Annotated in this window: 11 protein-coding genes and 1 riboswitch; of the genes, 9 read left to right on the top strand and 2 right to left on the bottom strand. The window is 27.9% G+C overall.

The features are described 5' to 3' along the window. Positions 1-208: 208 nt before the first annotated feature. Complete coding sequence (locus GOM42_RS07570) at positions 209-2,791, top strand: P-loop NTPase fold protein (protein ID WP_158524430.1); 2,583 nt, start codon at positions 209-211, stop codon at positions 2,789-2,791. A gap of 69 nt (positions 2,792-2,860) precedes the next feature. Here the strand turns inward: GOM42_RS07570 and GOM42_RS07565 are convergent, their stop codons facing one another. After that, on the bottom strand, positions 2,861-3,313 hold the full coding sequence (locus tag GOM42_RS07565) for a DUF1097 domain-containing protein (protein WP_110077134.1): 453 nt from the start codon (positions 3,311-3,313) through the stop codon (positions 2,861-2,863). Between the two features lie 308 nt (positions 3,314-3,621). On the opposite strand from GOM42_RS07565, the gene GOM42_RS07560 reads away from it, so the two are divergent. The 4 genes from GOM42_RS07560 (at position 3,622) to GOM42_RS07545 (ending at position 8,938) form a co-directional block, all read left to right on the top strand. Then, positions 3,622-4,719 (top strand): S41 family peptidase, encoded by a 1,098-nt coding sequence (locus GOM42_RS07560; protein ID WP_110077133.1) that lies wholly within the window; start codon positions 3,622-3,624, stop codon positions 4,717-4,719. A 301-nt stretch (positions 4,720-5,020) separates the two neighbouring features. After that, entirely contained in the window at positions 5,021-5,428 is a 408-nt protein-coding gene (locus GOM42_RS07555; RefSeq protein ID WP_004456063.1) for a MarR family transcriptional regulator, read from the top strand. A gap of 45 nt (positions 5,429-5,473) precedes the next feature. After that, a complete protein-coding gene (locus GOM42_RS07550) occupies positions 5,474-7,372 on the top strand; it encodes an FUSC family protein (RefSeq protein ID WP_110077132.1) in 1,899 nt (632 codons plus the stop codon). Positions 7,373-7,756: 384 nt separating this feature from the next. Beyond that, on the top strand, positions 7,757-8,938 hold the full coding sequence (locus GOM42_RS07545) for a nucleoside transporter C-terminal domain-containing protein (protein WP_003456667.1): 1,182 nt from the start codon (positions 7,757-7,759) through the stop codon (positions 8,936-8,938). A 119-nt stretch (positions 8,939-9,057) separates the two neighbouring features. Here GOM42_RS07545 and GOM42_RS07540 read toward each other — a convergent pair whose 3' ends face one another. Then, positions 9,058-9,807, bottom strand: coding sequence for a GntR family transcriptional regulator (locus tag GOM42_RS07540; protein ID WP_003465816.1), 750 nt, complete (start codon positions 9,805-9,807; stop codon positions 9,058-9,060). 418 nt (positions 9,808-10,225) lie between these two features. Here GOM42_RS07540 and GOM42_RS07535 point away from each other — a divergent pair, with 418 nt between their 5' ends. From GOM42_RS07535 to nagK, 4 genes are all read left to right on the top strand, one after another. After that, entirely contained in the window at positions 10,226-11,614 is a 1,389-nt protein-coding gene (locus GOM42_RS07535; RefSeq protein WP_003477900.1) for an MFS transporter, read from the top strand. Between the two features lie 223 nt (positions 11,615-11,837). Next, positions 11,838-11,921, top strand: a riboswitch (cyclic di-GMP riboswitch). Between the two features lie 142 nt (positions 11,922-12,063). Continuing rightward, positions 12,064-17,127 carry an NPCBM/NEW2 domain-containing protein gene (locus GOM42_RS07530; protein ID WP_110077131.1) on the top strand — a complete coding sequence of 1,688 codons (5,064 nt, stop codon included), beginning with the start codon at positions 12,064-12,066 and terminating at the stop codon, positions 17,125-17,127. A 266-nt stretch (positions 17,128-17,393) separates the two neighbouring features. Continuing rightward, entirely contained in the window at positions 17,394-17,546 is a 153-nt protein-coding gene (locus GOM42_RS07525) for a hypothetical protein (RefSeq protein ID WP_003465828.1), read from the top strand. A gap of 231 nt (positions 17,547-17,777) precedes the next feature. Next, positions 17,778-21,296, top strand: a complete 3,519-nt coding sequence (nagK, locus tag GOM42_RS07520; protein WP_110071345.1) for a hyaluronidase NagK — start codon at positions 17,778-17,780, stop codon at positions 21,294-21,296. The last annotated feature ends 53 nt before the right edge of the window (positions 21,297-21,349 follow it).

The raw sequence follows: 21,349 nt of genomic DNA, 5'->3' as shown, positions 1-21,349 counted from the left end.
AATGATTTTATCAATATATTGTTTAAGAACATATAGTTATAGAGAGTTTGTAATATGAATAAAGATATAATTTTCAATTTTTGCAAGGTAATAATAAAAAATATAATTATATATTACTTAATTTATATTTATAAATACAGTAAAAAACTAATGCAATAAATGCTAGTCTAAAGATAAACAAATTAAAATAATGATTATGGGAGGAGTTATGAAAAAGTATTGGGAAGAATTTAAAAATCTATACAATATTACTAGCATAATAAAATATTCACTAATAATATCAATGACATTGCTAGTGATAGATTGTTATAATTTACCAACCGAAGTTATATCATCTAGTTTCAATAAGTATCTATTATTTTTGGGGATATTATTTATTATAGTAAATTTATTTGAGATTCATGTGTTTAGTTCTTTGAAAATAAAAATAGTAAATGACTTAGATGCCATTATAATATGCTCAATGAGCGCAGATATTATATATATAATTATTTCTTATCTAATGGGAAATGTGTTTAATTACAGAGGATACATAGGATTAACATTCTTTTTAGCTTGCATATTTATGATAATTTATCGATTAAATCAACTAAAAGAAGCAAATAACACTAATGATAATATATCTAGAGTATATACGTTGAAAGATTTATACAATGGAAATATTGATGATATTAATGAGCTCGTATTTATAAATGAGGAAGATATAGATTATGATTTACTAAATAGAGGCATTATTATTGAAGATTTATACAATACAATAACACAGTATAGCCCTAAGCGAAAATTTGTAATAAGTTTAGAGGGAAGATGGGGAAGTGGAAAAACAACTATATTAAATATATTAAAAAAGACTATAAGAGAGAAAAATGAAGATATTATTGTAATTGATGATTTTGATCCATGGTCATATAACGACCAAGGAAGTATGTTTAGAGGTATGTTTGATATATTATTAAGTGAATCTGGTATAAAATATAGTATATCTAGGTCAAAGGAAATTGTAGACAATTTATATAATGCTTTGTTTAATGACAGCAATAAAAAGAAAATTAAAGCATTAGGTATATATAATACAGATAATCTAAAACAAGTAAAGAAGATAAAAGCAATGATTAATAAATATCTAGAAGTTAATAATAAAAGAGTTGTTTTTATAATAGATAACATAGATAGAATAGAGAAAGAAAATATAACCTTATTATTTAAACTTGTTAATAATATATTAGATTTAGAGTATGTTACGTACATATTATCATTTGATAATGAACAAATAAAAAAGATTATGGAAAATGATTTGACCATTGATTATGATTATTTAAAAAAGATAGTACAGCTTCAAGTAAAAGTACCTGAAATTGATTCAGATGTAAAATCAAGAGTTATAAATGTGTGTACAACTAGACTTTTAATTATGTATGGTGAAGATACTAAAACTTTAAGGAAATATGAAAATTTAAATAAGTTGCTTAATGAAGTGATTTTTGATATAAGAGATTTTAAGAGATTCATAAACTCAGTTTTAAGCTTTCACTATAAGAGTAAGAGATATTTAAATATAAATGAAATATTGATAATGGAATTAATAAAAATAAATAATAGAGAGCTATATGAATCTATATTGGAGAATAAGAAGTACTTTATATCTCATGATAAAGTTTTTGATAAAGAATTATTTATACTTCTAGATAAATCTAAGTTTAATGAAGAAGGAAAAAAATATTTTAAAAGTTTATTTTCAAGAAGTGAAAATAAAAGGTATTTGAATGTGCTAGCAGAAATTTTCCCTTATGTGAATAAATACAATCGTAATGAAGATTTAGAATATAATGGAGGGGTGATAATTCATAATGATGATGAATATGCAAAAATTATAAAAAGGAGAAGTATTTGTAGTGCTAAATTTTTCGAATTATATTTTACACATACTAAAAATGAATTTATAGTAATTAATGAGCTAGTGGAAATGTTTATTAAATTACTTAATAATAGTAATAGCGTAGAAAATATATTAGAATTACTAAAATCATCATTTAGTAATATACCTAATGGTGGAGAGAAAGTATTTGTAGATACCTTATACTTATATTTAGATGAGATAGATAAAAGAGTATTTCTTAATTTTTCTATAGCATTATTAGAAGGAATAGAAATAATACAGGATATACCACAGTTTTTTTATTCAAGTGCCAGAGAAAAAGTTTTAATAACTATATCAGAGTTATTATTAAGTATAGACGAAATAGAATTTGATTTTTTTATACAACGATTTAAAAATGATTTTAAAAGTATAAAATTTATAAGTTGTATCTATAATTATATGGGTAATAACGGAAAAAATTCCGATTATATTATAACGAATAGAAGAAATAAATTAGATGAAATTCGTAAACAGATTGCTAAATATATATATGATAATAATATTGATATATATAAAGAGTATTATTGTAGACATAATATATGGAGCTTATATCATATACTTAAGGACTTTGATATAGACTTGAAATTTTATGTATCAAAAATATTAAATAGTGAAAATGTATTTAGGTTTTTGTATGATGTAACTAGGGAAAGTGCAAGCAGTTTAGGATATTGTTATTCTATAGAAGAAGAAAATATATTAACATTAACTAGTATTGAAGTAGTAGATAAGGCGTTAGAGAAAAGAGTGGATATTAGCAAAGATGAAAAATTTCTTTTAGAAATATATAATTATTTTAAAGAAGGTAAAAAAGATTCGTGGGGAAATCCTGCTGGAATTTATCTTGATTCACCTAAAATTTTTAGTTTATAATTGATTTTAAATGTAGCGCTTCGTCTCCACCATAAAAACCCACGATATTTCTATCGTGGGTTTTTTTATTTAAATCTTACTAAATACTTTATGACAGTAGATTCCTATCTTTTGAGATATATATCCTAATACGTTTCCACAAAGTAGTGCTGGTACTACAGCTTGCCAGTTTCCGTTTAATCCAAAGGTTGAGAAGCAACCACAGAATGCTCCAGAGATAAATTCGAATTTTTTAAGCTTGGCTTGTATTACCATCATAAAAGAAAAAAAGGCTGTTAAAAAATAAGACCAATATTCATTTGGGAAAATAGATGATCCTTTTATAATAAGCAGGGCGTAAATAATTCCTGTTGCATTTGAGAAAAGAGATCTAAAAAGTCCTTTAGCCATTCCACCTGAGGAATAATAACTAGTCCAACCAACAAAGCCAGTCCAACTTACCATTCCAAATACTGCTGCCATCCATGCCCAAACTCCAGATAGTACACCAACACTGATAGCCACATATACAAGTACGTCCATAGAAAAATATCCTCCTCATTAGTATCTTATAAACTTAATCTTAATGTTTTGTATCGTACCTTAATATTTTATCCAAAAGTAAACCTTTAATCAACTTATTAATGTGTTAAAATATAAATAGTTTACAATAGATATTTTTAAAAGGAGACATAGATTGTGTCTTAGAGGATTTAGAAAGAGAAGTAGTCTTAAAGAGATTAAGAGATAAATAAAGAGTTAAAGGTAAATTTAAAATAATCTATATATATTTGAAAAAATAATTTTATTTATAGGACTAGTATTTTAATATTATCTGCAAAGGAGAGCTTATGGAAAATACATGGGAGAAAAAGTGGGTAGAGGATATTGAATATTTAAAAGAAGAGCTTAAGAAAAGGCATAAAAATCTATTTGCTTATACAGAGGAAGAAAGTTTTAATGAAAAGATAGAGAATTTAAAAAACATGGTTAATGAGTTAGATTATGAGGAGGTGAAGGTTGAAATATCAAGGGTTGTGGCTTCTTTAAGGGATGCTCATACTTCACTTATATTTCCTGCTAAAAGGTTTATTCCATTAAAGTTTTATTATTTTAATGATGGGGTATATATTATAAATACATGCAAAGGATATGAAAAGCTCTTATTTAAGAAGGTTTTAGCCCTTGGTGATATGAAGATAGAAGAGGTTTTAGAGGAACTTTCTAATATTATTTCCTTTGAAAATGAGTATTTCTTTAAGGCTCAAAGCATGAAATATATGCAAATAGCAGAGGTTTTATATGGGCTTTTAATAATTGATACCATGGACAAAGTAAAAATAACCTTAGATGAGGGAGAATATGAAGTTTCAACCTGTTCCTTTGAGGATTTAGTTTATACAAATAAACGACTTCCTATGTATGCTAAAAATGATTTTTCTAATCTTTGGTTTGAAGTTTTGGAGAGTGGAGAGTTATACATAAAATATAATAGCTGTAGGGAACAGGGAGAGGAAAGCATAGGGAAAAAGATTGAAAATATAATATGCCTAATTGAGAAGGAAAACATAGAAAGGGTAACTGTAGATTTAAGAAATAACTTAGGAGGAGATTCAACACTTTTTACTCCTTTAATAGATTATTTAAAGAACAGTGAAAAGATAAATAAAAAGGAAAATTTAAAAGTTCTAATAGGAAGAGAAACTTTTTCTTCAGCCCTTTTAAATGCTTATACCTTTAAAAATAGTACTAATGCAAAAATAATAGGGGAACCTAGTGGAGGAAAGCCTAATTGTTATGGGGAGATCTTAAGAATTACTCTTCCAAATAGTAAACTTGTAATTACTTATTCTACAAGATTTTATAAGCTTATAGAAGATGATTCAGTTATGGCTCTTTACCCAGAGGAGATTCTTTTAGAGTCTATAGAAGATTATATAAATGTATAATTTATCAATAAGACAACTAAAGGGGAGGAAAATAGTTAGAAGAAAAAAATTTTAACATATGTAACTATGCCAGAATGCATATTAAGCTAAAGTCACAAATAGTTTAGTATTATATAAATACACAATTTATTAAAGAAGCAGACTGTAATATTATTTAAAGTATAATTTTTTATAACAACATGAATATGTTATATAAATATATTCATGTGTTTTTTTATGGAAATTTGATTGTTATAAATTAAGATGATATAATTACCTAGGTAATTATTACTTAGGTAATTAAATGAAAGGAGGAATAAAATTGAATTTATATGGGCATAAAGTGAATCAACTAGCTAGAAATTTTACTAAGAAATTAAATGAGAAGATTGCTCCTCTTGGGCTATATTCATCACAGTGGGGTATTATATTATATTTACATGAAAAAAAACAGTGTACTCAAATTGAACTAAGCCAATATCTTGGAGTAGAGGCTCCAACAATTACTAGAACCTTAAGTAGAATGGAGGAAATGGGATTAGTTATTAGAACTGAGGGAAAGGATAAGCGTGAAAGAATTATAAATTTAACAGAAAAGTCTTATGAAATGTTTCCTAAATGGTTTGAAGAAGCTAAGAATATAGAGGTAGAGGCTATAAGTAATATTAATAAAGAAGAATTAGAGATTTTTAATAGTGTTTTAGAGAAAATGATGAATAACTTAGATTAAGAAACTTAAGTTTAATGGAAAATATAAATTAAAAAAGGAGTGTACATGGATAAAACTATAATAAAGCAATTATTTAAGATTAATAAAACTCCTTTTCCTTGGCAAAAAGCAATAAATGCTGGAATCTGTGCAGGATTTCCAGTGCTTATAGGAGTTTTAATAGGAAAAATTCCTTTGGGGTTATTAGGTGGAATAGGAAGTTTTTCATATTTATATGTTATAAATGAGCCTTATGCTCAGCGTGGTAAAAAAATATTTTTTGCAGCCCTTGGTATTAGCTTGTCAGTTGCCTTAGGAACTTTATTAGCTCCCTATCCAATACTTATTATATTAATGGTAGGTTTAATTGGAGGAATTGCAATTTTTATATTTGGTGTTTTAAAAATACCAGGACCTTCTTCAATGTTCTTTGTATTAAGTTTTTTAGTGTCAACAGGAATGCCTGTTAATCAGTCAGAAGCATTTATAAGATTTTTTGTTGTGCTTATGGGAGGGCTTTTCGCATGGTTAATGAGCATGAAGGGATATTTTTTAAATCCACATGATCCTGAAATAAAAGTTATTAAAAGACTTTATTTAACCTTAGCAGATTTTAGTGAAGCTATTGGAAATGAAGATATTAATGATATAAGAAATAAAACTGTAAATGCTTTAAGGGAAGCAGAGGAAATCCTTTTAACTGGATATATTCCATGGAAGAATTCATTCTTATTTAATAGATTATACCTTTTAAATGAAGAGGGTAATAAATTATTTTTAGAAATGCTTGAGTTGCATGTTAACAAAAATAAGAAGTTGCCAAAAGAATTTAGTAATATGATAAGAAGGTTAGCTATGGCAATTGACCTTAAGGATGGAGACAAGCTTAAGATAGATTCTTATGAAAACTTAGATATGGATTATAATAAGTTTTTACAAATAATTTATGATACTGAAGCTATCATTAATTTGCCATTAACATACATTGGAAGAAGCATTAAAATTTCAAAAACTTCATTAATGAGTAAGGTTAAAAGAGCGTGTAATAAAGATTCAATAGTATTTATTAATGCGATTAGATATGGATTTATTCTTTCTATATCAGCTATAATAGCCTTTAGTTTTCCTTTTTCAAGGCCCTACTGGATACCTTTATCCTGTGCTGCTGTCATGTCAGGTTCAACTATTATATCAACCTTTCATAAATCAATTCAAAGATCCTTTGGTACAATTATTGGAGTAATAATAGCTACTATTATTTTAAAAACAAATCCAAATGGTTTTATAATAGTTATAATTAATATGATTTTAACAGCTTTAACAGAGCTTTTTATTGTAAAAAATTATGCCATAGCAGTAATGTTTATTACGCCAAATGCTTTACTTATAGCAGAGACTTCAACACAAATACATAATATTACTTATTTTGCAACAGCACGTATTACTGATATAGTGGTAGGTTCTTTAATAGGTTTAATAGGTATTTATATTTTTGGACGACGCTCAGCTTCTAGTAGATTAAAGGATTTAATAGTAAAGTTAATACATAGTCAAAAGAATTTATTAGTTCTTCTATCAACTAATGATAAAGAAATTAACAATAAAAAGATAAAAGATATGAAAGAAAAAATGGGTGTAGACTTAATGAATCTTAAGGTGGCCTATAACACTGCCTTAGGGGAAGTTCCTCGTAATGAGGAAATGCTTGAAATGCTGTGGCCTGTATTCTTTTCCTTAGAGCATATTAGTTATTTACTTTCTAAGTATTGTGAGGCTAAGAAATGTTTAAGTTTATGTGATGAGGAATTAGCCCAATTATTACTTGTATTGGAAAAAATAGCAATATCTATTGAGCAAGGAATAGATATAAAACCTAAAAAGGTTCTCAATATAAAAGAAATATCTCAAATTTGCGAAGAATTTAATTCTATACAAAGGGCATTTTATATTAATTCTCATAAATAATACACTTTATTTATTATGTTCAACCTTAACTTTTTAATTAAAGTTTAAGTTAAGGTTGAATATTTTTTTGTAAAATTCTTTTTAATGTATAAAAATTCGTATTTGGATGTTCGAAACGTATTCATATGGCATAAATCAAAATAATTTTTGATTCTTCTTTTAATTTAAATATTATTAAGTCTTTACATATATTTAAAAGAAATTTATAATTGAAATGTTTATAAATGTGTCGAAAAGATGTACGAATTAATATTTTTTTAAAAAATAAAACTGAATAAGGATTTTTTTGGGAAATATTAAAAACAATCTACTAAAAGTGTATTTATTGTACCATATGCAAAAGATAATAATATTAAACTTATGGTATATAACAAGGAGGAGAAAATGAAATATATTATTGGAGTTGTAGGATTAATTGTTATTTTAGCACTTGCGTGGATTGGAAGTAGTGATAAGAAGAATATAAAATATAAACCTGTATTTTTAATGCTTATTTTACAATTCGTATTAGGATTTATACTTTTAAATACTCAAGTAGGAAATTATTTAGTTGGAAGTATAGCAAATGGGTTTCAGGTTCTTCTAGATTGTGCTGGAGATGGAGTAAACTTTGTATTTGGTGGACTAGTTAATAATGATCAATTTTCATTCTTTATTAGTGTTCTTTTACCAATAATCTTTATTTCTGCCTTAATTGGTATTTTACAATACTTAAAAATACTTCCTTTTGTAATTAAATACATAGGCTTAGTTTTAAGTAAAATTAATGGCATGGGTAAATTAGAGTCTTACAATGCTGTAGCATCAGCTATACTTGGTCAATCAGAAGTATTTATTTCTGTAAAAAAAGAACTTGGTTTATTACCTAAACATAGATTATATACTTTATGTGCATCAGCAATGTCAACAGTATCTATGTCTATAGTTGGTTCTTACATGGTTTTATTACAGCCTAGATATGTTGTAACAGCAATTGTTCTTAATTTATTTGGTGGATTCATTATAGCATCAGTTATAAATCCATACTCTGTATCAGCAGAAGAGGATATTTTAGTAGTTGAGGATGAAAAGAAACAAACTTTCTTTGAAGTACTTGGTGAATATATCTTAGATGGATTTAAGGTAGCAGTTATAGTAGCAGCTATGTTAGTTGGATTTGTAGCAATCATTGCTGTAATAAACATGATCTTTAGATCAATCTTTGGAATGAGCTTCCAAGAGATACTAGGATATGTATTCTCACCTTTTGCATTCTTAATGGGTGTACCTTTAAATGAGTCAATACAAGCTGCCAGCGTAATGGCAACAAAGCTAGTATCTAATGAGTTTGTTGCAATGAATTTATTATCAAGTGGAACTTTAAATTTATCAGCAAGATCAATTGGTATTGTTTCAGTATTTTTAATTTCTTTTGCAAACTTCTCATCAATTGGAATTATTTCAGGAGCAGTAAAGGGGCTTAACCAAGAACAAGGAAATGTGGTTGCACGTTTCGGACTTAAACTACTATATGGTGCAACATTAGTAAGTATGTTAACAGCAACTATTGTTGGATTAATTATATAAATAAAAGAATTAAATTTGTTTAGTTTATATAGTACAATGTAATGAGAAATGAAAACAGCAATAATATTTAAAATATTATTGCTGTTTTTTTTATGTAGAAATATTTTTAAAAGTTTAAATTATTCTTTTTTTCTTGCTTTAATTTTAAAAGTACTATATTGAGATGGGATATAGTATTTGTTAAATAATATAGGAGGGGAATAATCATTAGCATATAATGTTTCTAAGACTAAATCGCATTGATTTCCTCCAACAAGCTTATATTTTGGATTTAAGGAGTTACCAGCAGAGGAATGCTTTATTTCTAATATAGAACTTTCTGATATTTCATAGGATTTATGTTCAAGAAAGTCTAGTAGCTCACTTTCATTATTTAAATCTATTTTAAGTTCTTTTACGGTTTCAACAGATATAAAGGTAAAAGCGTAGGCTAAAACTTTATTTTTGCTTTTATAATAACGTTCACAAGCAACCACTGCTGTGGAATCCTTTTCTAAAACCTGTTTAGTATAATCACTATCAAGTTCTAAGCGGAATACAAATTCAATATCTTGAATTTTTTCAGTATGACACTTGTATATAGGATTTCCTATTAACTCTAAGAAATCTCTTTTAGCACATTTTTCTGGAGATATTATAAAATTCCCTTTACCTCTTATATTTTTTACTAAACCGTCATCTTGTAGTAAAGCAAGTGCTTGACGCAAAGTCATTCGGCTAACCCCAAAGCTTTTTGCAAGTTCAGGCTCAGAGGGTAATTTTGAATTTAAAGGGTATTCCCCATCAATAATCATTTTATATAACTTATCATATACAGATGTATAGAGCAATTTTTTTGAAGTTTTAGTATCTTTTGTAGTGAGTTTCATCTTAACACCTTACTTATTTATAAAATTTATATTATATACAACCTTTAACAGAAATAGTATATCATAAATTTCTATTTATTTGAATTAATAGAGAATTATTTTTAAGTAGAGGTGATAAAAATATACAAGTTAAAATAAGGTAAATTATATATATTATAGGACAAAATATAAAAATAAGGGATAAAATAAAGCTTTATAAAGGGTATTGAAATTGAAATAAAGATATGATAGTATTAACTTGTCTAAAAAATAAGCAAAACTTAGACAAGTTTACTTACTGCTAAACAAGTTGATTTTAGTATGTTCTGTAAACGATTATTGAGGGAGGATGAAGTAAAAAGAGTAGACAAGTTTATAATGATTATTAGTAAGCTATTATTTAAGAAGCACAAATGAAAAAGAAAAGAGAGGATTTAAAATGGACATTTCACTTAATACTTTAGAAAATGTTGAAGAAGTAAAAATAAAAAAAGCGGTACCAGCTGTATTAGCTTTAATGATTTTTGCTTTAGTTATTGACAACTCATTTAAAATTATTTCACCAGATTTGGCTAAAGCTTTTAACATATCAGCTACTGCTGTTAGTTGGCAAGTAACTTTAGCTGGATTAGTTATTGGTATTGGAGCAGTTGTATACGCTTCTTTATCTGATTCAATAAGTGTTAGAACCTTATTGGTACTAGGAATTATATTAATATGTGTTGGTTCACTATTAGGATTTATTTTTCAGAAATCATTTTTAATTATTGTTATTTCAAGAATAATTCAGTCAGCTGGATTAGGAAGTGCAGAAACATTATATGTAATATTTATAGCAAAGTATTTTAAAGAGAGTGAACATAAAAAATACTTAGGATTTAGTACAAGTAGTTATGCTATTTCACAAGTAATTGGTACAATTACTGGAGGATACATATCAACATACTTAAGTTGGCAAGTACTATTTTTAATTCCATTATTAACTTTAGTAATATTACCTTTTATATTAAAATATATTCCTAAGGAAAAGAATAAAGCTGGTAATGTGGATTATATAGGATTTATATTAGTTGCAACAGTTGCAGCAACATTAATGATCTTTGTTTCAGGATTCCAATGGGGAGTTTTAATAGGATTTATAGTTGCACTTGCATTATTCCTTATATACATAAGTAAAAATGAAAATGCTTTTATAAGCATTAAGTTTTTCACAAATAGAAACTTTATATCAGTATTACTTGTAGCCTTTGTTATATACAGTGTACAACTTGCATTTATATTTATGTTCCCATTCTTAGTTGAATCTATATACAATTATAGATTAGACCAAATTTCATTACTTTTAGTTCCTTCATATGTTTTAGCTGCTACTGTAGGAGCTTTATCAGGAAAGGTTTCTAAGAAAATAGGAAGTAAGCAATGTATTCAAATGGCTATAGTAGGTATAATAGTGAGTCTTATTATAGGAGCTTTATTTGTAAAAACATCAGTTTTAGTATTTATTTTTGTAATGATACTATTCTCAAGTTCTTTTGCTTTAATGTATGCACCTATGATTGATACATTAACAAGAACAATACCTAAGGAAAAAACAGGAACTGCTATTGGTTTCTATAATTTCTGTTTAAATATAGCTACTTCAATAGGAATAACATATGTAGCAATATTTATGGAAACTAAGTATTTAGGAAAGAACTTTACTGGACTTTTCAGTGATTTAGTAGCTATACAATATAGTAATGTTTTAATAGTATTAGCAGTTATATCTTTAGTAGCACTTGTATTATACTGGACTTTAATCGGAAGAAGAGAGAAAAAGGACATATAAATAAAACTTTAAAATTTTATAAAGAATAGTTTTAAAAAACTAAGTGTTAAAGAGCCTATAGGGTGGTCCATTTAAAAGACTATCTTATAGGTTTTTTGTTTATAAAATTTTAGTGGATTATAAATCTATTAAGTTTTTGGATAAATTATTAAAAAAAATGCTTATTTATATTAAATTTATTATAAAGACTATAAAATTAAAAGAAATTATGATATTATAACTTTAAAAAAATGGGCAAAATTAGAGAAATCTAATGACGCAAAGCTATAGGGACTAAGGTTTATAACTATGTCAGCCAGTTGCCAAAGAGTGCATTAAGCTTTTTGTTTTATATTAATTAAGGAGGAGGGTGTAGGTTAAAAATTTAAAATTTATTTTGTACAAGCTTATATTAAATTGTAAGTAGAAATGCACTTCTGAGGGAAAAGTCAATCAGGAGGAGAGAAAAAATGAATAAGAGAAAAATAGCAGCTATAATTTTAGCTACGATGATTACAAATCTTTCTGCTACAACAATTGATGTTTTAGCACAGGAATTAAACACTAAAAACAATTCTAAGGTAGAAGTTAGTCATGATGATGAATCACATCAAGCAAGGGTAAGTAAGTTTGATTTATATAATAGTGATAAATTAGACGCTTATAATCAAGAATTTCAAATTAGCAGATCAAATATAAAATCCATAACTAATAATGGTGGAAAGTATAATAGTTCCACTATTGATAAAGCCATAGATGGCAATCTAGAAACTCATTGGGAAACAGGAAAACCTAATGATTCAAATTTCACAAACGAAGTAGTAGTTACATTTAATGAAATAACTAATATAGATAGAATTGTATATTCTGCAAGAAGAGACTCTGCAAGGGGAAAAGGCTTTGCAAAAGAATTTGAAATATATGCTTCTCTTAAAGATGAGGGAGATGATTTTAATTTAGTAAGCATTGGAGAATATACAGAATCAACTAGGGATTTAGTTGAAATAAAGTTTAATCCAACTGATTTTAAAAGATTAAAGTTTAAATTTAAAAAGGCTGACCAGAATTGGGCTTCAGCAGCAGAATTTATGTTTTATAAAGAAGATAAATTAAATGAAAAGTTTAATGGATTATTTACAGATTCTAGTATGAATAAAGTATCTGAGGAATTTAATACATTAGAGAAATTAAATGCTTTTGAGAATGAATTAAAAGATCATCCAATGTATGATTTATACAAGGAAGGACTAAATAATGCTAGAGCTATTTTAACAGAAACTTCTGAGAATCCTACTAAGGCAACTTTAGGACAAATAACATATAATCTTAATGATGATTATAATAATCAATATAGAATGCCTTATACAAACATAAAATCAATAAAAAATAATGGAAGACATTATTCTGCTCAAAATATTGAAAAAGCTATTGATAATGATGTAAATACTTATTGGGAAACAGGAACATTAAATAGTTCTTCATTTAACAATGAAGTTGAGGTTGAGTTTAATGATTTAGTAACTTTAGACAGAATAGTTTATGGTTCTAGACAAAGTGACTTAAAGGGCTTTGCTGAAGAGGTTTATATATATGCTTCTAGAACAAGTAAAGGGGATACATATAAGTTAGTTGCTACAGGGGCTCATGAAGCTACTAAGGGATTAGTGGAAGCTAAATTTGAGCCTACAGAATTTAAAAGAGTTAAGTTTAAATTTAAGAAGTCTAAGCAAAATTCTGCAACTTTAAATGAATTAATGTTTTATAAACCAGATGAAGTTTATTCTTCAATACCTAAGCTTTTCACAGATGGTACTATGAGTGAACTTAGTGAAGAGTTTAATAGTTTAGAAAAAATAAATGCCTTTAAAGAAAAAGCTAAAAATCATCCATTATATAATGACTTTAACGAAACTATAGAATTAGCGGAATCATTAATTTCTAATCCAAGAAAAGAGGATGTACTTGAATTAGAAATGAGAGGAGATTCTATAAGTGAAGCTAAAAAGAGAAAGGTATGGAATTTCCAAGACTGGCAAATAACGGGACTATCTGCTAGAGCTGGAGATAAAATAACTGTATATGTGGATGTAGTAGAAGGTGATCCTACTCCAACATTATTATATAAACAATCTTTAACTCAACATGGTGGAGCAACAAGCTTCCAATTAAAGCCTGGTAAAAATGAAATAACTATACCAGAAATAAATTATGAATCTAATGGAATACCTAAGGATGTTATTCAAGGGGGAGATTTATTCTTCACTAATTACAAAAGTGATAGTCAAAAGAGAGCACCAAAGGTAAGAATAGAAGGTGCAAGCAAATATCCTGTATTTATTCTAGGAAAATCAGATGAAAATGAAGTAATGAAAGAGTTAGAAGCCTATGTTGAAAAAATTAAAGCAGAACCTAAGACTACTCCAAATATTTTTGCAGTAAGTTCTAACAAGTCATTAGAATTTGTACAAGCTACCTATGCTTTAGATTGGTATAAGAAAAACAACAAAACTCCAAAGTACACAGCGGAGCAATGGGATCAATATATAGCTGATGCTATGGGATTCTGGGGATTTGATAACTCAAAAGATGTTAATTCAGATTTTAATTTTAGAATAATGCCTATGGTTAAAAACCTTAGTGGTGGAGCATTCATGAATGCTGGAAATGGTGTTATAGGTATAAGACCTGGAAATCAGGATGCAATACTTGCAGCTAATAAAGGATGGGGTGTTGCTCATGAACTTGGACATAACTTTGATACAGGCGGAAGAACCATAGTAGAAGTAACAAATAATATGATGCCATTATTCTTTGAGTCTAAATATAAAACTAAAACAAGAATAACTGACCAAAACATATGGGAAAACAATACTTACCCTAAAGTTGGCTTAGATGATTATTCTAATAATGAGTTATATAATAAGGCTGATAGTACTCATTTAGCTCAGTTAGCGCCATTATGGCAATTATATTTATATGATAATACTTTCTATGGAAAGTTTGAAAGACAGTTTAGAGAAAGAGATTTTGGAAATAAAAATAGAGAAGATATATATAAATCTTGGGTTGTGGCAGCGTCAGATGCTATGGAGTTAGATTTAACTGAGTTCTTTGCAAGACATGGTATTCGTGTTGATGATAAGGTTAAGGAGGATTTAGCTAAGTATCCAAAGCCTGATAAAAAGATCTATTACTTAAATGATTTAGCAATGAATTATAAAGGTGATGGATTTACGGATAATGCAAAGGTATCTGTAAGTACAAGTGGTTCAAATGGTAATATAAAACTTTCATTCTCAGTAGATGATGAAAATAAAGATAATATACTTGGATATGAAATACGCAGAGATGGAAAGTATGTAGGATTTACTTCTAATGATAGCTTTGTTGATACTAAATCTAATTTAGATGAGGATGGTGTATATGTAGTAACACCATATGATAGAAAGTTAAATACCTTAAATCCAATAGAGGTAAATGCATTGCAACCAACTTTATCTGTAAACCCAGTGATTACACTAGCTTTAGGTGAGGAGTTTAATGAAGAAGAATATATTGTAGCTAAGGACATAAAAGGTAATTCTCTAAGTGAATCTGTAAAAGTTAAATCAAGTAATGTAAATACTTCTAAAGTTGGAGAATATGAAGTTTTATATAGTTTAGAAGATTCTAAAGGAAATGAATACACTAAAACTTCTAAGGTTAATGTTGTAAGTAGAAAAGAGTATATGAGTGATTTAACTCCTAAACAATCTTCAAATGGATGGGGAACTGTTAGAAAAGATAAGAGCATAAGTGGAGGAGTAATAGGTCTTACAAGAGATGGAGACTTTGTTGACTATAATAAGGGATTAGGTCTTCATTCAAATGCGGAGTATGTATATGATTTAGAAGGAAAAGATTATGACTACTTTGAATCTTATGTAGGTGTTGATAAAGCAATGTCATCTAGACCAGCCTCTTCAGTTATTTTTAAAGTTTTAGTTGACGGAGAAGAAAAGTTTAATAGTGGAGTAATGAGAAGTACAACACCTCAAAAATATGTTAAGGTGGATGTAAAAAACGCTAAGGAGCTAAAATTAATAGTAAATGATGCTGGAGATGGAGATAGTTCAGATCATGCAAGCTTTGGAGATGCTAAATTAGCTACTTTATCTTCAAAACCAATAATTAAAGGTGAAAATTTAGCTTATAATATGGATGAAAAAGTAGATTTAATGAAAGGAATAACTGCAACAGATATTGAAGATGGAAATATAACTTCTAAAATACAAATAAAATCTTCAGACTTTGTTGAAGGAAAGTCAGGAATATTTAAAGTTGTGTACTCAGTAACAGATAGTGATGGATTAACTTCTGAATGTTCAAGAACTATAGCAGTTACAGATAAAGAAACTCAATTATCTGATTTAAATTGGAAATCTGCAACTATAGGCTCAGGTTCTGTAAGAAAAGATAGAGCAGTAAGTGGAAATCAAATAAGATTATTAAATGAAGATAATTCTGTTCAAACCTTTGCTAAAGGAATAGGAACTCACTCATATTCAGAAATAGTTTATAATTCAGAAGGGTATGATATTTTTGACACTTGGGTAGGTATTGATAGACATGTTGCAGACAAAAAAGTTTCTAGTGTTAAGTTTAAAGTATATGTTGATGGAGAATTAAAGGCTGAAACAGATGTAATGAGAATTGATACTCCAAAGAAACGTTTAGTTGTAGATGTAAGAAACTCTAAAGAGATTAAATTAGTAGTAGATGTAGCTGATAATGGAAACACTTGGGATCATGCAGACTGGGCAGATGCTAAGTTTAGAAATTTAGCAGAGTATGATACAACAGAGTTAAATAAGGCACTAGAAGAGGCTAAAAAATTAGACTTAAATAATTACACAGAAGAAAGTTTTGAAGCTTTAAAAAATGCAATATCAAAGGGAGAAGAAGCCTTACTTTCTAAGGATAAAGAGACAATAAATTCTGCCCTTGAAGAGTTAAATAAGGCAATGGATTCTTTAGTAAAAGTAGATTTAAATGCTGTTATTAATATACCAGATAAATATTTGCTTAAGTCAATTCAAAATCAATTAAATAAAACTGGAGATATAACCTTAGGGGACATGTATAGTTTAACTACATTAACATTAAGCGGAGTTGAGGATTTATCAGGCTTAGAAAATGCTAAAAATTTAGAAACTTTAAATATGGATTATAATGAAGTTAAAGACTTAAGACCTTTATCAAAATTAAAGAAGCTTAATACATTAAATGCACAAGAGCAATTTATTGCAGCAGGAGAGTTAAAGCCTTCTAATGGTAAAGTTATAGGTGACTCAAAAGTATATAATAGAGAAGGAAAAAATGTAGCTAAAACTATTAGAGTTGTTGATAAAAATGGAAATACAATTCTAGAACAAGATGCTAAAGATGAATTTACAATAAACACCAAGGATTTATCATCAGGATTATATGGTGTTCATGTATTATTTGAAGATGAAGGTTTTAGTGGAGTAATGTTCTATTTATTTAACGTATAATAAATGGAAAAATATAAAGTTATTTTGCTTATGAATTAATTTTATAATATAAAAGAACTAACTTTTTAAAATAATTTTAATAAAATATATGTTTAGAGTAGAGTCTATAGAAATAGATTCTACTCTATATTTTTTGCTTATGATAAAATTTTAAGCTTAATATAAATTAAGAAGGAGTTTTTAATTTTATTTATAATTTTTAAATATTAAACTAAAAATAATAGAGTATCTAATAATAAATGTAATTTTTATAGGAGGTGATAAAAATGGGTAATAAAAATAGAAATAGTAAAAAGAAAATGGCATCTTTAGGTCTTAGAAAAGATGAAAATGGAGATTATAAGTATATTGACCCTAATGATACAACTTCAGAATTTGTTCCAGTAAGGAATCATGGAAGAAAGTCTTCTAATAACTAAATATATATTTATTAAAGAGTTTTTTATCATAAACCACACACCTTTACTTAAACTGGTGTGTGGTTATTTTATATTTAATGATTTTTAAAGGAAATATTATTATGTCTTCATTAAAATAATTTTTAATATGTTAAGTTATTTGTAATATATTGACATAAAAACATAAATATAGTAATATATTGTGGAAATAAATTATATTAAATATAAAAAGGGAAATAAGGGGGAAAAACAATGCGGAAAAAAGGTAACAAACTTATTGAATTTGTTAGTAAGATCATGGCTTTGGTTATGGCAGTGACTTTATTATCAAGCTTACCTGTACAAAATGTATTAGCTAATGACAGCAAAGAAACAAAGGGAGAAGAGTATGAAATCTATCCAATTCCTCAAAGTATAAAATATGATAATGGCACTGTAACTTTAGGGACTGATGCTAATGTTGTATTTGAAGAAGGAATTGATGAGGCAACAAAAAACAGACTATTAGAGGTTTTATCAATTAAGGGAATTAATTATGAAGAGAGCAATGAAATAAAAGAAGATAAGACAAACTTTCTAATAGGAATAAATAACTCAGAAGGAGTTGTAGACAAGTACTTTACAGATAATAATTTAGCAAATGATTCTCATTTTGAAAATCATGATGCCCATGTAGTATCAGTTAAGGGAAATGTAATAGCTGTATTAGGTAAAAATACTGATTCAGCATTTTATGGTATCACATCTTTAAAAGCAATATTTAATCAATTAGAAGGAAATGAATTAAAGGAATTATTAATTGAAGATTATTCAGATGGTCAATGGCGTGGTTTTATTGAAGGATATTATGGAATTCCTTGGAGCAATGAAAATCGTAAGGACTTAATGAAATTTGGTGGGGATTTTAAGATGAATTCATACATCTTTGCACCAAAGGATGATCAGTATCACAGTCTTAAGTGGAGAGAGCCATATCCTGCTGAGAAGTTAGCTGAAATAAAGGAAATGGTTGATGTTGGAATAGCAACAAAGAATAAATTCATATGGACAATACACCCATTCTTAAAAGATGGTATGAACTTTGGATCAGAAGAGAGTTATAAAGCTGATTTAGAAAAGATAATAGCTAAGTTTGAACAATTATATAGTGTGGGAGTACGTCAATTTGGTGTGCTTGCAGATGATGCTGAGGGAGAAGCTAATAATCAAGTAAAACTTATGGAAGACTTAGAAAAATGGCGTTTACAAAAAGGTGATGTATACGAATTTATATTTGTTCCTAAGGTTTATACAAAGGAATCAGCTGGTGGAGATGTTAATAATGAATACTTAAAAACTATTGGTACAATGCCAGAAACTATTGATATCATGTGGACTGGTGATGTAATACTTGGTTATGTAACTCAAGAGACATTTGAATTCTTTGAAGAAGCTGTAGGACGTCAAGCCTTTATGTGGTTAAACTGGCCAGTAAATGATATTAACAATAAACGTTTACTAATGGGTAAGGGTGAGATGTTAGATCCAACAGTTACAAACTTTAAGGGAATTGTAACAAATCCAATGCAAGAAGCTCAAGCTTCAAAGGTAGCTTTATTTGCTATAGCTGATTATGGATGGAATAGAGCAGATTTTGATATGGACAAGAGTTGGAAGGATTCTTTCAAATATATAGAGCCAGATGCAAGTGAAGAATTATATACCTTTGCAAAACACATGAGTGATCCAGCTCCAAACTGGCATGGATTATCTTTAGAAGAATCTGAAGAGTTAAGACCAGTAATTGAAGAGTTTACAAGAAAATTATGGGAAAAAGAATCTGTTTTAGATTACAGTAAGGTTATTTTAGATGAATACCAAGAGATTTTAGATGCAACTAATAATTTTGCAACTAAATCTAAGAATGAATTATTAAAGAGTGAAATTAAAGGATGGGTTGATTCTTTAAGAGATTTAGCAGAATCAACTATAGCATATATAAATTCAGCAGTAGCTTTTGAAAAAGGAAATTATGAGGAAGCTATGAAGTATTATGTTCTAGGAGAAGATGAGTACACTGCTTCAAGATCTCATAGAACACCTGTAATAAATGGACAATCTAGACCAGAACCAGGTACAAGACACTTAATACCATTTATTAAGGATTTATCTAAAATCATAGGAGATAATATTGACCAAGTTATAAATCCAGATACTACTAAGTTAACACTTCGTCCTTATACAAATATGTCACCTCTTTATTGGGGACATGTTCAAAATATAGCTGATGGAGATAATACTAGATATTCATGCATGTGGATTCGTAATTCAGCTAAAGAAGGAGACTATGTTGCTGTAGAATTAAATGAGGTAACTAAGGTTAATAGCATTACTTTTGAGCAAGGACAAGATGAAGGAGATGCATTTAACTATGGTAAATTCCAATATTCTATGGATGGTGAAAATTGGACTGATGTAGATGGGGTAGATTATGGACCAAAAATGCATAAGATTGTAGTTGAAGGTTTAGATATAACAGCAAAATATTTAAGATTTATTCCTACTAAAGAAATTTTAAATAACTGGATTGCTGTTAGAGAATTCTCTGTTAATAAAAAAGATGAAAATAATATGAAAGTTAATGCATATACAAATGTAGAAGCTTTAGCTAAGAATGAAGTAAGTATTTCAGAGGAAAAAGCTATACTTTTAGATTTAAATGATGTTACTTTATCAAAGGGAGAATATGTTGGAATTAAGTTAAATAAGCTTAGAGAAGTAACTAACATAGTTTCAGATTTCACAAATAATGATAATTTAACATTAGAAACATCAATTAATGGAGTTGAGTGGGTAGAAGCAAAAACTTTATCAGAAACTATAAATGCTCGCTATGTTCGTATTATAAATAATACAGATAAGGATGTAACTTTTAATTTAAATAAATTAGAAGCTGAATACTCTAATAATGATGTGAATTTTGATATTAGACCAACAGCAGAAGCAAAATTTGAGCCTAAGAATTTAATTGACGGAAAATTAAATACAGCCTTTAAACCACTAGAAAGTGCACCTAAATCTGGCCAATTAACTTATAGAATTTCTGACAAAACAGATATTAAGAAGTTTACAATAGTACAAAATCCAAATACAATTTCTAATGCAATTGTATCTGTAAGAAATGAAAATGGATGGAAAGAGATAGGAAGTTTAGGAAAGAGCTTTAATGAGTTTAATACAGAAGCTTTTGAAAATGTCTTTGAAATAAAGGTAGAGTGGGATGGATTTGCACCTACTATTTATGAAATAGGACTTTCAACAATTAAAGAAGAGGTTCAAGTAGATAAGTCTAAATTAGAAGAAGCTATTAAGGAAGTAGAAAAGCTTAAAGAGGAAGATTATACAAAGGACTCTTGGAGTAACTTAATAGAAAAGTTAAATTTAGCTAAAGAGGTATTATCTAAGGAAGATGCTACTCAAGATGAGGTAGATAATGCTATAAAAGCTTTAAATGAAGCAATTTCTGGATTAGTAAAAAAAGATGAGACTGAAGGACCAGTAGATCCAGACAAACCAGAAGGACCAGTTGATCCAGAAAAGCCAGTTGATCCTGAGAATCCAGATAATATAGAGAAACCTGAAAATCCTGAAGGTACAGATAAACCAGAAACTCCAGACAAACCAGAGGGTAATTTACCAAACACTGGAGGAGCTTCATCATCAATATTCTTACAATTAGGAGTAGTAATGATGGCTTCAGGAGCTTTTGTATTAAAAAGAAAGAAAAGATAATTTTCTTAAAAGTTAAAAGCCTTAGAAAATAGTTATATGAGAAGCTGCATAGA

The sequence above is a fragment of the Clostridium sp. 16K-1-R1 genome, assembly GCF_023921145.1.
In the GTDB taxonomy this organism is placed as follows: Bacteria; Bacillota; Clostridia; order Clostridiales; family Clostridiaceae; genus Sarcina; species Sarcina perfringens.
The sequence above is the reverse complement of the archived record's forward strand: the minus strand, read 5'-3'. Positions and strand labels throughout refer to the sequence as shown.